Origin of the sequence: Streptomyces sp. R11 (genome assembly GCF_041051905.1) — a bacterium.
Taxonomy (GTDB): domain Bacteria; phylum Actinomycetota; class Actinomycetes; order Streptomycetales; family Streptomycetaceae; genus Streptomyces.
In genome coordinates this window covers 6,212,659-6,224,933 of the sequence record NZ_CP163432.1, presented here as the reverse complement: position 1 = coordinate 6,224,933, position 12,275 = coordinate 6,212,659, and the positions used below count along the sequence as shown (strand labels likewise).

At 68.5% G+C, this 12,275-nt stretch carries 12 protein-coding genes; 1 reads left to right on the top strand and 11 read right to left on the bottom strand.

Annotation, left to right across the window (positions count from 1 at the left end):
* Positions 1–22 precede the first annotated feature (22 nt).
* The 9 genes from atpB to rpmE all read right to left on the bottom strand — a co-directional run bounded on the left by atpB (position 23) and on the right by rpmE (position 8,370).
* Positions 23–850: a F0F1 ATP synthase subunit A gene (gene atpB / locus AB5J55_RS28850; RefSeq protein ID WP_369273417.1), complete on the bottom strand. Its 828-nt coding sequence runs from the start codon at positions 848–850 to the stop codon at positions 23–25.
* Between the two features lie 225 nt (positions 851–1,075).
* Positions 1,076–1,522, bottom strand: a complete 447-nt coding sequence (locus tag AB5J55_RS28845; RefSeq protein ID WP_369273416.1) for a hypothetical protein — start codon at positions 1,520–1,522, stop codon at positions 1,076–1,078.
* 327 nt (positions 1,523–1,849) lie between these two features.
* Positions 1,850–3,196 carry an MraY family glycosyltransferase gene (locus AB5J55_RS28840; protein ID WP_369273415.1) on the bottom strand — a complete coding sequence of 449 codons (1,347 nt, stop codon included), beginning with the start codon at positions 3,194–3,196 and terminating at the stop codon, positions 1,850–1,852.
* A gap of 140 nt (positions 3,197–3,336) precedes the next feature.
* Positions 3,337–4,575, bottom strand: a complete 1,239-nt coding sequence (glyA, locus tag AB5J55_RS28835; protein WP_369273414.1) for a serine hydroxymethyltransferase — start codon at positions 4,573–4,575, stop codon at positions 3,337–3,339.
* Positions 4,576–4,649: 74 nt separating this feature from the next.
* Positions 4,650–5,330, bottom strand: coding sequence for a protein-tyrosine-phosphatase (locus AB5J55_RS28830; protein ID WP_328879302.1), 681 nt, complete (start codon positions 5,328–5,330; stop codon positions 4,650–4,652).
* Positions 5,327–5,974: an L-threonylcarbamoyladenylate synthase gene (locus tag AB5J55_RS28825; protein WP_031485833.1), complete on the bottom strand. Its 648-nt coding sequence runs from the start codon at positions 5,972–5,974 to the stop codon at positions 5,327–5,329. The genes AB5J55_RS28830 and AB5J55_RS28825 overlap by 4 nt, the downstream gene beginning before the upstream one ends.
* A gap of 61 nt (positions 5,975–6,035) precedes the next feature.
* The gene (prmC, locus tag AB5J55_RS28820) at positions 6,036–6,875 is read right to left on the bottom strand and encodes a peptide chain release factor N(5)-glutamine methyltransferase (protein ID WP_369276330.1); all 840 of its coding nucleotides are present in this window, start codon (positions 6,873–6,875) and stop codon (positions 6,036–6,038) included.
* Positions 6,876–6,964: 89 nt separating this feature from the next.
* Positions 6,965–8,041: a peptide chain release factor 1 gene (gene prfA, locus AB5J55_RS28815; protein WP_369276329.1), complete on the bottom strand. Its 1,077-nt coding sequence runs from the start codon at positions 8,039–8,041 to the stop codon at positions 6,965–6,967.
* Between the two features lie 104 nt (positions 8,042–8,145).
* Positions 8,146–8,370 (bottom strand): 50S ribosomal protein L31, encoded by a 225-nt coding sequence (gene rpmE, locus AB5J55_RS28810; protein WP_093906598.1) that lies wholly within the window; start codon positions 8,368–8,370, stop codon positions 8,146–8,148.
* 157 nt (positions 8,371–8,527) lie between these two features.
* On the opposite strand from rpmE, the gene AB5J55_RS28805 reads away from it, so the two are divergent.
* The gene (locus tag AB5J55_RS28805) at positions 8,528–8,995 is read left to right on the top strand and encodes a hypothetical protein (RefSeq protein WP_369273413.1); all 468 of its coding nucleotides are present in this window, start codon (positions 8,528–8,530) and stop codon (positions 8,993–8,995) included.
* 22 nt (positions 8,996–9,017) lie between these two features.
* On the opposite strand, the gene AB5J55_RS28800 is transcribed toward AB5J55_RS28805, so the two are convergent.
* Entirely contained in the window at positions 9,018–10,151 is a 1,134-nt protein-coding gene (locus AB5J55_RS28800) for an LCP family protein (RefSeq protein ID WP_369273412.1), read from the bottom strand.
* A gap of 206 nt (positions 10,152–10,357) precedes the next feature.
* Positions 10,358–12,169, bottom strand: a complete 1,812-nt coding sequence (locus tag AB5J55_RS28795; RefSeq protein ID WP_369276328.1) for a trypsin-like serine protease — start codon at positions 12,167–12,169, stop codon at positions 10,358–10,360.
* Positions 12,170–12,275: the final 106 nt, after the last annotated feature.

The window sequence follows — 12,275 nt, the reverse complement described above, 5'->3', positions numbered from 1 at the left end:
GTGGAGGTGGGAGGGCGGTGGCTCAGTGGTGCTCGGCGAGAGCGCCCTGGATGTAGGTGCACGTCAGCAGGACGAACACGTACGCCTGCAGGGCCTGGATGAACAGCTCGAAGGCCGTCATCACGATGACCATCACGAACGAGACACCCGCGTAGGCGATACCGAAGCCGTTCAGCATGTACCAGCTGGCGATCGTGAAGAGCAGCAGCAGGGTGTGACCGGCGAACATGTTCGCGAAGAGTCGCACGGCGTGGGTGAACGGCCGGATCAGCAGGTTCGAGAAGAGCTCGATCAGCATGGCCAGCGGAAGCACCGCACCGAGCGACTTGTCGTAGCCCGTGACGTTCTTCCAGAAGCCGACGAAGCCGTGTCGCTTGAACGTCAGGGACACCCACAGGATGTAGACGATCAGGGCCAGGACCAGCGGATACGAGATGATCGAGGTGACCGGGAACTGGGCGATCGGGATGATCGACCAGAGGTTCAGCATCCAGACGAAGAAGAAGAGCGAGACGACGAGCGGTACGTACTTCTCGCCTTCCTTCTTGCCGATGGTCTCGTAGACGACACCGCGCCGGATGAAGTCGTAGCCCGCCTCGGCGACCATCTGGAGCTTGCCCGGGACCACCTGCGGCCTGCGGAAGGCGGCCCAGAAGAAGCCCACGATGATGATCGAGCCGAGCAGCGCCAGCAGCATCGTCTTGTTGAAGTACACGTTGCTGGCGCCGTCACCCCACAGGGGCTGGAACATGAACGAGTGCAGGCCCGGGGACACATCGGCGAAGCCACACCCGTCGAAGAGGTGGCAGTTGGTGTCGAAGGCGAGCACCTGCGTCGGGTCAGCACTCACCGCGGGCTCCTTCAGCGTGGCGCATAGGTACGGCAACCTCGTTGTGTCGGCGCGGCGCGCAGCCGCGGTTCGGCACGGGACTGGTGTTACGGATGTGGGGGCGGCTGTGGGGCATCTCGCCTCGCGATTGAGCAGGCGTCAGCTCAGATGCCCGCGCCCGCGATGCCGCAGTTGGCACCGGACGATAGCAGGACTTCTCAAGCGGCTTTATCCCGGCCCTACCCCTCACGACGAGTGCCCCGTCTTTTCGGGCTTGTCACCCTTCGAGGAGACGCCCGAATCGGGTTCGACGTAGAGGATCTTGGCCTTCATGTGGGCACGCGTCTGCATGGCGATCCACACGAGCGTGGTCGCGAGCAGCGTGAACGCGAAGGCCCGGGGATTGAAGAGCGTGGTGTTCTTGAACGCGGCCATGAAGATGAACAGCAGCAGGATCTGCGCCGCGTACAGCATCAGGCCCATTGCCTGGAACAGATGCGGAAGCGATTTGGCAGTGCGCTGGAGAACGTAGAGACCGAGCCCCATGAACAGGATCACGACAAGTGTCGCGACAACCGCTCCGATCGCCCCCTTGCCACCGGCAACCACCCCACTGACGACGGTGGCAACAGCACCGGCGGCGGCTGTGGGTACGGCGGCCTGGAGCAGGATCCGGGCGTCATTGGACGGCATGGCGGCAACTCCGCTTTCACGGTGGGGGCAGGGTGTCGTCATGGACGAGCGTAGTCCCGGGCTGAGAGAGAACCTCACACCAATGGACCGTCGCACTACGGCCCTTCGGCTCTATCCGGGGGTTCTCGTGAACCGTATCACAAACTATTTGATGAGGTCTTTACCTGGAGGCGTGCTCAGTGTCACACATGAGAGTGACGGTGCGCGTCTGTGCGGGACCCTGGCCGACTTGTCTGGTATTGGGGCGCTTCGCTCCCCCATGACTTGGCAATGCTCTAGTCAGATTCTTACCTTGCCCCGCCGCCCTTGCCCTGAGCGGTCGGACCGTCAGGGCGACGTTCCGGCCTTCCGCCGGTCCAGGGGCCGCGAACGGGCGCCGATCGCGGTCGCCCCGTTGACGCGCGAGACGCCGGCGGCGACCGGAGTGCGCGGCTCCTGCTCGGACCCGGCCGGCTCCCCCGCGCCGCCGGACTGCGGTGTGGTGGCCCCCGGCTCCGCGACGGTGCTGCCGCGGCGGTAGCGCGGCGGCACGAAGGCCTCGGCCCAGCGCGGGGCGCGCGGTGTGAAGCGGGGGAGCAGCAGCAGGCCCAGGCCGATGGCGCTCAGGAACACCACGCTCAGCACGATCCACATGGACGCCGAGTTCACCGAGTAGGCGAGCGCGCCGAAGGCGATCAGGGCGGACCAGAAGTACATGATCATCACCGCGCGGCTGTGCGAGTGACCGATCTCCAGCAGGCGGTGGTGCAGGTGGCCCCGGTCCGCGGCGAACGGCGACTGGCCGCGCCAGGTGCGGCGGACGATCGCCAGCACCAGGTCGGCGGCCGGGATCGCGATGATCGTCAGGGGCAGCAGGAGAGGGATGTAGACCGGCACCGTCTGGTGCACGGCCGCCTTCTCGGAGCCGGCGAACAGCTTCAACGCGTCCGGGTCGACCTGGCCGGTGATGGAGATCGCGCCCGCGGCGAGGACGAGGCCGATCAGCATCGAGCCGGAGTCACCCATGAAGATGCGCGCCGGGTGCATGTTGTGCGGCAGGAAGCCCAGGCACATGCCCATCAGGATCGCCGAGAACAGCGTGGCGGGGGCGGCGGCCTCGATGCCGTACGACACCCAGACGCGGTAGGCGTAGAGGAAGAACGCGGCCGACGCGATGCAGACCATGCCTGCCGCCAGGCCGTCGAGGCCGTCGACGAAGTTGACCGCGTTGATGGTGATGACCACGAGTGCGACGGTGAGCAGGGTGCCCTGCCACTGGGTCAGCGCGACATTGCCGACGGTCGGGATCGGCAGCCACAGGATCGTCAGACCCTGCATGACCATGACGCCGGCGGCGATCATCTGGCCGCCGAGCTTGATCAGGGCGTCGATCTCGAACTTGTCGTCCAGGACGCCGATCAGCCAGATGAGCGCCGCTCCGGAGAGCAGCGCCCGCGGTTCGTTGGACTTCTCGAAGACCGTACTGAGGTTGGTCAGGTGGTCCGCGACCAGCAGGCCCGCGCACAGGCCGAAGAACATCGCGATACCGCCGAGCCGCGGAGTGGGTTCCCGGTGCACGTCGCGTGCCCGGATCTCCGGCATCGCTCCGGCCACGATCGCGAACTTACGCACCGGCCCTGTCAGCAGATACGTCACCGCGGCCGTGATGCAGAGCGTCAGCAGGTATTCACGCACGGGCTTCCCCACAAGTCTCGCTGGCCATCTCAGCCCCACACCCTAGCGACGTACAGATACGCGACGCATATGTGTGGGGACTTCCGGGTAGCGACGATGGTTGCACGTGTGGCTGTGTGCGCGGGTGCGTCTACCCCGTCTCAGCCGGGATACGGCAGAAATCTACCGGCCAGCTCCCGCACTTCTTCACGCGCCTTGTGACTTTCGGTCTCCCCTCGCAGCACGCTCGCCAGCAGTGCGGCGAGCCACACCATCTCCGCCTCCCCCATGCCCTGCGTGGTCACGGCCGCCGTGCCGAGGCGCAGGCCACGGGCGTCGCCGTGCGGCAGGGCGCAGCAGTCCAGCACCATCCCGGCCGCCGCGAGCCGTCCGCGCGCGTCCCGGCCGTCGACGCCGAGGGGCGCCGGGTCGGCGGTGATGAGGTGCGTGTCGGTGCCGCCCGTGGTGACGACCAGCCCTTGCGCGGCCAGCCCGGCGGCCAGCGTCCTGGCATTGGCGACCACCTGATGGGCGTACACCGCGAACGCCGGGGTTGCCGCCTCGCCGAACGCGACGGCCTTGGCGGCGATGGTGTGCATCTGCGCGCCGCCCTGTGTGAAGGGAAACACAGCGCGGTCGATCCGCTCGGCGAGGTCCGAGCCGCACAGGATCATGCCGCCGCGCGGACCGCGCAGCACCTTGTGGGTGGTGGCGCACACCACATCGGCGTACGGCACCGGGTTCGGCGCCGCTCCCCCGGCGACGAGCCCCATCGGGTGGGCGGCGTCGGCGATGAGGTACGCACCCACCTCGTCCGCGATGTCACGGAAGAGGGCGTAGTCGATGTGGCGCGGGTAGGCGATGGACCCGCACACGACGGCCTTGGGCCGGTGGTTGCGGGCCAGCGTGCGCACCTGGTCGTAGTCGATGAGGCCGGTCTCCGCGTCCACCCCGTAGCCGACGAAGTCGAACCAGCGGCCGGAGAAGTTGGCGGGCGAGCCGTGCGTGAGGTGTCCGCCGTACGGCAGTCCGAGGGCGAGGACGGTGTCGCCGGGGCGCAGCAGGGCGGCGTAGGCGGCGAGGACGGCCGAAGACCCCGAGTGCGACTGGACGTTGGCGTGTTCCGCGCCGAACAGCGCCTTGGCACGCTCGACGGCGAGGCGCTCGGCGACGTCGACCATCTCGCACCCGCCGTGGTAGCGGGCGCCCGGATACCCCTCCGCGTACTTGTTGGCGAGCGGCGACCCGAGCGCCGCCAGCACGGCCGGCGAGGTGTAGTTCTCGGCGGCGATGAGCTGAAGCGTCGTCGACTGCCGCTCGAGCTCCCCGAGCAGGATGTCGGCGAGCTGCGGGTCCTGTCGGCGCAGGACATCGGCCTCGAGGGTATGGGTGACCGACATGGTGGGCTCCGGGCGTGCGTCGACGGTGACGTACGTCCAATGTAGGCCGGAGACGTCAGCCGCGCCCGGTGTTGTCACGCGCGCGCACGAACCCCCGTCAACGCCGTCACCACCGGATCCAACGCCTCGTGTATCTCGTCCCCCACCGACCGGAAGAACGTCAACGGTGCCCCGTACGGGTCATACACCTCATCCGCCTCCGCCGTCGGCGCCAGCAGCCACCCGCGTAGAGCAGCCGCCGCACGGACCAGGGCACGAGCGCGGAAGACCACGCCTTCCTCCAGCGGAGGGAGGGTCGCCGGGTCTATGGCCTTCACCAGGCGGGTGAACTCCTTGAGGGTGAAGGTGCGCAGGCCCGCCGAATGGCCCATCGAGATGACCTGGGCGCGGTGGTCACGCGTGGCCGTCAGGACCAGGTCGGCCCGGATGACGTGCTCGTCGAGGAGCTCGCGGCCGACGAAGCCGGAGGCGTCCGCGCCGAAGTCGGCGAGGACGGTCTCCGCGTTGGATTCCATGGGCGCGCCCTCGTGGCCCCAGGTGCCCGCGCTCTCCACGATCAGCCCGCCGCCGAGCACACCGAGCCGCTGCGCCACGAAATGACGGGTCAGCCGCTCGGTGATCGGCGAGCGGCACACATTGCCGGTGCTGACGTGGAGGATGCGGAAGCTGTCACGCGGGAGGCCGACGAACGTCGTCGTGATCTCCGCCGCGCTTTCCCCGTTGCCTATGCCACGCCCCGCTTCAGGGGCTGTCAATTGGCCACCTCGAGGTCGGGTACGACCTTCCGCAGCTCGTCCGCGGAGATCGCGCCCGCACGCAGGAGGAGGGGCACTTCGCGCGTCACGTCGACGATCGACGACGGGACGTTGCCGGGGGTCGGGCCGCCGTCCAGGTACACGGACACCGAGTCGCCGAGCATCTCCTGGGCCGCGTCGCAGTCCTCGGGGGCGGGGTGGCCCGTCAGGTTCGCCGAGGACACCGCCATCGGGCCGACCTCCGTCAGCAGTTCGATGGCGATCGGGTGCAGTGGCATGCGCACGGCAACCGTGCCCCGGGTGTCGCCCAGGTCCCACTGCAGCGACGGCTGGTGCTTGGCGACCAGCGTCAGCGCGCCCGGCCAGAAGGCGTCGACCAGCTCCCAGGCCAGCTCGGAGAAGTCCGTGACGAGACCATGGAGCGTGTTCGGGGAGCCGATCAGGACAGGGGTGGGCATGTTGCGGCCCCGGCCCTTGGCCTCCAGCAGATCGCCGACGGCCTCCTTGGCGAACGCGTCCGCGCCGATGCCGTACACCGTGTCGGTCGGGAGGACCACGAGCTCGCCACGGCGGACGGCGGACGCGGCTTCGCGCAGACCGGTCGTGCGGTCGGTCGCGTCGTTGGTGTCGTATCGCCGTGCCATATCTAGCGGGCCTCCTCGTACACGAAGTACACGTAACGCGGGGAAAGAGTCTCGGGGGCGGTCACGGCAGCGCCTTGCGGGCGGTCGCGAACCTCGGGCGGTTGTTGAGGTCGGGGTGGTCGGCCGCGTCGGCCCAGCCCCGCTCCTCGGTGAAGATCCACGGCACCTGGCCGCCCTGGGTGTCGGCGTGCTCGATGACGACGACACCGCCGGGACGCAGGAGACGGTGTGCGGTGCGTTCCAGGCCGCGGATGAGATCCAGGCCGTCCTCGCCCGAGAACAGGGCGAGTTCGGGATCGTAGTCCCGCGCCTCGGGAGCGACGTACTCCCATTCGGTGAGCGGGATGTAGGGCGGGTTGGAGATGACCAGGTCGACCTGGCCGTCGAGGTCGGGGAAGGCGTCCAGGGCGTTGCCCTGACGCAGGTCGACCCTGGACCCCTCGACGTTCTTGCGCGTCCACTGCAGGGCGTCCTCGGACAGCTCCACGGCGTGCACGCGCGAGCGCGGGACCTCCTGGGCGAGGGCGAGCGCGATGGCGCCGGAGCCGGTGCACAGGTCGACGATGCAGGGCTCGACGACGTCCATCGCGCGCACTGCGTCTATGGCCCACCCGACCACCGACTCGGTCTCGGGGCGGGGCACGAACACCCCGGGCCCGACTTGGAGTTCGAGGTAGCGGAAGTAGGCCCGCCCGGTGATGTGCTGCAGCGGCTCGCGCTGCTCACGGCGGGCGATGACCTCCCAGTAGCGGGCGTCGAAGTCCGTGTCCTTCACGGAGTGCAGCTCGCCCCGCTTCACGCCGTGCACGAACGCGGCGAGCTCCTCCGCGTCGGTGCGCGGCGAGGGCACGCCGGCGTCGGCCAACCGCTGGGTGGCCTGTGCCACCTCCGCGAGCAGCACGCTGCGGGGGCTTGAGGGTCGCCCCCCAATGAATTGCTGCACGCAAGTCCTCCGTGTCGTACTCGTACGTGCGTACGTCCCTTACGTCGTTACGCAGCCGCCAGCTTCGCTGCCGAGTCCGCGTCGACGCAGGCCTGGATCACCGCGTCGAGGTCGCCGTCCAGGACCTGGTCCAGGTTGTACGCCTTGAAGCCGACGCGGTGGTCCGAGATGCGATTCTCCGGGAAGTTGTAGGTGCGGATCTTCTCGGAGCGGTCGACGGTGCGGACCTGGCTGCGGCGGGCGTCGGCTGCTTCCTTCTCCGCTTCCTCCTGCGCCGCCGCGAGCAGCCTGGAGCGCAGGATACGCAGTGCCTGCTCCTTGTTCTGCAGCTGGCTCTTCTCGTTCTGGCAGGAGGCGACGACTCCGGTGGGAATGTGCGTGATGCGCACGGCGGAGTCGGTGGTGTTGACGGATTGGCCACCGGGTCCGGAGGACCGGTAGACGTCGATGCGGAGGTCGTTGGGGTTGATCTCGACGTCGACTTCCTCGGCCTCGGGCGTCACGAGCACACCGGCCGCCGAGGTGTGGATACGGCCCTGCGACTCGGTCGCGGGCACCCGCTGCACGCGGTGCACGCCGCCCTCGTACTTCATCCGGGCCCAGACGCCCTGCCCGGGCTCGGTGGCGCCGTTCCCGCCCTTGGTCTTCACGGCGACCTGGACGTCCTTGTAGCCGCCCAGCTCGGACTCGGTCGAGTCGATGATCTCGGTCTTCCAGCCGACGCGCTCGGCGTACCGGAGGTACATGCGCAGCAGGTCGCCCGCGAACAGCGCGGACTCGTCCCCGCCCGCCCCGGCCTTGATCTCCAGAATGACGTCCTTGTCGTCACTCGGGTCACGCGGCACGAGCAGCAGGCGCAGTTTCTCGGTCAGTTCCTCGCGCTGCTTGTCGAGCTCCTTGACCTCGGCCGCGAAGTCGGGGTCGTCGGCGGCGAATTCCTTCGCCGTCTCGATGTCGTCGCCGGTCTGCTTCCAGGAGCGGTACGTGGCGACGATCGGGGTGAGCTCGGCGTAGCGCTTGTTCAGCTTGCGCGCGTTCGCCTGGTCCGCGTGGACCGACGGGTCGGCGAGCTTCGTCTCCAGGTCGGCGTGCTCTGCGACGAGCTCCTCGACGGCCTCGAACATCATTGGCTCCTGTGTAGGTACGACTGTGAAGGGCGGGCGACCAAAAACGCCGGTCCCGGCGCGCCTGAGTAGGGCGCGGCCGTGGACCGGCGAATTGGAGCTCGCTACTTCTTGGAGCCGGCAGAAGCCTTGCCGAAGCGGGCCTCGAAGCGGGCCACACGGCCACCGGTGTCGAGGATCTTCTGCTTACCCGTGTAGAACGGGTGGCACTCGGAGCAGACCTCGGCACGGATGGTGCCGCTGGAGATCGTGCTGCGGGTGGTGAACGACGCGCCACAGGTGCAGCTGACCTGCGTCTCGACGTACTCGGGGTGGATGTCGCGCTTCAAGGGTGTCTCCTAGTTTCGGGAGGGCGCCGGGTCGCTGCCGCGGGATACGGGAGCGTGAACCGGAGCCGACGTACCAGTCTGCCAGGACTGGGGCCATCCCCCAAAACCGGGGGGCGGTGCGATCTATTCCCGGGGGCCGGGAGCGAGGGGTGCGGGGATGGGTTACGAGTTGCGGGCAGTGATCGCCGGCGAGGAACTGCTGCGCACGATCACGAGGGATGTACCCGCCGCCCGGGCGTCCCTTGAGCAGGGCCTGGCGCTGATGCCGATGACGTCCGACCTCTTCGACTCCGCCACGAACGGCGACACCACCCGCGCCCTCGGGTTCTGGGGGCTGCCCGAAGGGTTCGACGGCCGCCTCGCCGCTTGGTCGGCCGGCGGGCCGGTCGCCTTCGTGGAGGCGGAGTACTTCGGTGGCGTGGGCGAGCAGCGCGCGGCCGTGTGGGACGACGGTGCCCTGGTGCTGGGGCCGCTGGGCATCGGGGAGGACCAAGGCTTCCCGGTGGCCGGCAGCCCGATCTCACAGGCTCTTCGTCGGCTGGGTGCGGTGGCACGGGCCGGTGGCGACGAGTTCTCGGCCGTGGGGCTGGGCCGGCATCGTCACAGCGCCCACTGGGTCGGCTGACCCCGCCGCGATCCCGCGCCCCTCAGGGCGTCACCACACTGTTGGCGTCGCCCTTCGCCGTGCCCTTCGTGGCCGACTTCGGGATCGGCTTGTCGTGCTTCAGGGCCGTCCACACCTGCTTGGCCTGCGACTCGGCCACGATCACGCGGTTCGGGTCCGCCGGGTCGTACCGGACCGGCATCGTGACCATGGTCATGTTCTTGGAGTCGATGCTCTTGAGGCCGTTGGCGAACGACATCAGGGAATTGACCGAGCCCAGGTCGGAGTCGGTGGTCACCGTCTTGGTGGCGGTGTTGGCCAGGTCGTAGAGCTTCTTCGGGTTGCCGAAGAGATTGATGTCCTTGACCTGGTTGATCAGTGCCTTGATGAAGGCCTGCTGGAGCTGGATGCGGCCGAGGTCGGAGCCGTCACCGACGCCGTGCCGGGTGCGGACCAGGCCGAGGGCCTGCTTGCCGGTGAGCTGGTGGGTGCCGGCCGCGAGGTTGAGGTGGCTGTCGGGGTCGTTGATGGCCTTGGTGGTGGTGACCTCGACGCCTCCGAGCTTGTCGACCAGCTTCTGGAAGCCGGAGAAGTCGACCTCCAGGTAGTGGTCCATGCGGATACCGGAGACGGACTCCACCGTCTTCACCGCACAGGCCGCACCGCCCGTCGTGTACGCCGAGTTGAACATCACGTCGGAGTCGGCCGGGTACGTCTTGCCGTCGGTGTCGGTGCAGTCGGGCCGGTCGATGAGCGTGTCCCGCGGGATGGAGACGACGCTCGCCTTCTTGTGGCCCTTGTAGACGTGCAGGATCATCGCCGTGTCCGAGCGGGCGCTGCCGTCGTCGGTGCCGCCGCCGAGCTGCTTGTTGTTGCCGGAGCGGGTGTCCGAGCCGAGGACGAGGATGTTCTCCGAGCCGTCGTCGACCTTCTCGGGACGGTCGGTTCCGAGGGCCTGGTCGATGTCGACGCTCTTGAGGTTGCCGTTGAGCTTGAAGTACAGGTAACCCGCACCGGTGCCGCCCAGGACCACGATCCCGGCGGCCGTCCAGGCCATGATCAGCAGGCCCTTGCGCTTGTCGCGCGGCTTGCGTCGGCGGCCCTTGGCGCGGCCACGCGGACCCTTGGTGCCGGTTTCGCCTGGTATGGCAGGCTCCGGCGTGCTCTCGGCAGACACTGTGCTCCTCGGTTCTCGTCCGGTCGGTTACCCCCTGCTTTCAGGGTCAGGCGTGGCCATTTGGCCCTTACCACACCATCGTCACCCCGTCCGGTCAGACGGGGAAACTCGGAGAAGGGTTGCACAACGGACCGTGCCCACCACCCGCAGGCGATGGGCACGGTCCGTAGCCGGAGAGGCCGGGCACACCGGTCTCACCTGCGATTTCAGCCGAAGATGTCGTACTGCTTGTAATCGGTCCCCACGGACCTTGCTGTGGCAAAGATCTCGCTCGTGGCCTTGCCGGAACCCGGGTACAGATAGAGCGTGCCGGACGAGTTGCGGGCCAGGAAGTCCGCCTTGCCGTCGCCGGTCACGTCACCGACGGCGTCGAAGGCCGTGTAGCTCTCCCAGGTACGCACCTTGACCCGGCCGGCGAAGGCGCCCGTGCCGGCCTTGCCGGTGCCCTTGAACAGGTAGACGTGGCCGCCGGTCTTGCTGCGCGCGATCAGGTCGGTCTTGCCGTCGCCGGTGAAGTCGCCGTGGCCGCGCAGGGAGTTGTACTGGTTCCAGCCGGAGCCGACCTTCACTCGGGCCCCGAAGGTGCCGTTGCCCTTGCCCGGGTAGATCCACAGATAGCCGCCGGAGTCGACCGACAGCAGGTCGGGCAGGTAGTCGCCGGTGACGTCGCCCGGGGTGACGATGCGGGTGCGGGTCTTCCAGTTGTCGGCGAGCTGCTTGGTGGCCCAACTGCCGCTGGAGGGCACGAAGTGCGACCAGAACAGGTCGCCGTCGGAGCTGCGCCGGTACACCAGGTCCTGGTAGCCGTCCCGGTCGAGGTCGGTCTGCAGGACGACGTTGACGCCGTCCCAGTTGCCCCAGGACTCGCGCGCCCCGAACGAGGTGCCGGTCGAGTCCTTCGAGTAGCCCGTCCTGCTGGAGGCGTTGCGCAGCCACAGGTCGGCCCGGTGGTCCCCGCTGAGGTTGGTGTCGTCGACGCGCGGGTAGGCGGCGCCGACATAGCTCGTCACCTTGGCGAACACGCTGTACGCGCCCGTGGCGACGCAGTCCCGCACACCCCAGGAGACGACACCGACGATCCGTCCGTTCACGACGAGCGGCCCGCCGGAGTCCCCGTTGCAGGCGGACGTGGTGCCGCTGTCGCCGCCGCTCGCCGGCTTGCCCGCGCAGACCATGTGGCCCTTGACGAACTCGCCGCCGTAATAGCCGGCGCAGGTGGTGTCGGACTGGATGGGCAGCGTGGCCGTCTTCAGCGTCTGGGAGATGTCCGAGCTGGTGGAGCTGGTACGGCCCCAGCCGTAGACCTTGGCGCTGGTCCCGGCGGCGTACGAGGCGGTGTCACCGGAGGTCGTCATGCGGATCGGCGTCGCCTTGACCGCGTTCGCCAGCGTGATGACGGCCATGTCGTTGTCGATCGTCGTCGAGTTGTACGACGGGTGGTACCACTGCCGGTGCGGCAGCGTGACGGTGCCGCCGTGCAGGTCGCTGTTGCCGGCGTCGTCGGTGGTCGGCAGCTGGGCGGTGCCGGTGATGACGGCACCGAAGTTGTGCCAGTCGTAGCCCTTGACGCAGTGCGCGGCGGTGAGGATCTTCGTCGGCGCGACGACGGCGCCGCCGCAGAAGAACCCGAGGTCGTCGGCCTCGTCGGCGGTGCCCTGGTCGTCGTAGTACCAGAGCTGCGCCATCCAGGGCGCCGAGGTGATGCCGGTCGTGGTGCCGCCGATGACCATGGGACTCACGGTGGAGTCATCGGAGGAGCTGCTGCTGCTCGCGCCGAACGACGACTTCCCGGTGGTCTCCCCTGCGACGTCGTCACCGACTACGGCACCCGCGACCCGCCGCTCCAGCTCGGCGAGCGAGGCGGAGCTGGTGGCGGGCTTCACGGTGGGCTTGGGCAGCGCGGTCGCGGCCCCGGCGGACGAGGTCAGCAGCGCGGCGGCAACGGCCGCGGCGACACCGGCGGCGGCGACGGGCAGCCCGAAACGTATCCGGCGTCTGTGACGACCACTGCCGGACATGGTGGTGCTCAAGTAGGTCCCCCCAGAGACACAAGAGTAGGAAGGGGCGTACTGATACGCCCGTCCCTATCAGCGCCAAAAGGCCGCTTCCCGTCACTGATTGACG

What these genes read in the sequence shown, in the direction of transcription:
- AB5J55_RS28845 (WP_369273416.1), bottom strand. Translation starts at nt 1,522, where the DNA reads ATGCCGTCCAATGACGCCCGGATCCTGCTCCAGGCCGCCGTACCCACA.
- glyA (WP_369273414.1), bottom strand. Translation starts at nt 4,575, where the DNA reads ATGTCGGTCACCCATACCCTCGAGGCCGATGTCCTGCGCCGACAGGAC.
- AB5J55_RS28825 (WP_031485833.1), bottom strand. Translation starts at nt 5,974, where the DNA reads ATGGCACGGCGATACGACACCAACGACGCGACCGACCGCACGACCGGT.
- prfA (WP_369276329.1), bottom strand. Translation starts at nt 8,041, where the DNA reads ATGTTCGAGGCCGTCGAGGAGCTCGTCGCAGAGCACGCCGACCTGGAG.
- AB5J55_RS28805 (WP_369273413.1), top strand. Translation starts at nt 8,528, where the DNA reads ATGGGTTACGAGTTGCGGGCAGTGATCGCCGGCGAGGAACTGCTGCGC.
- AB5J55_RS28795 (WP_369276328.1), bottom strand. Translation starts at nt 12,169, where the DNA reads ATGTCCGGCAGTGGTCGTCACAGACGCCGGATACGTTTCGGGCTGCCC.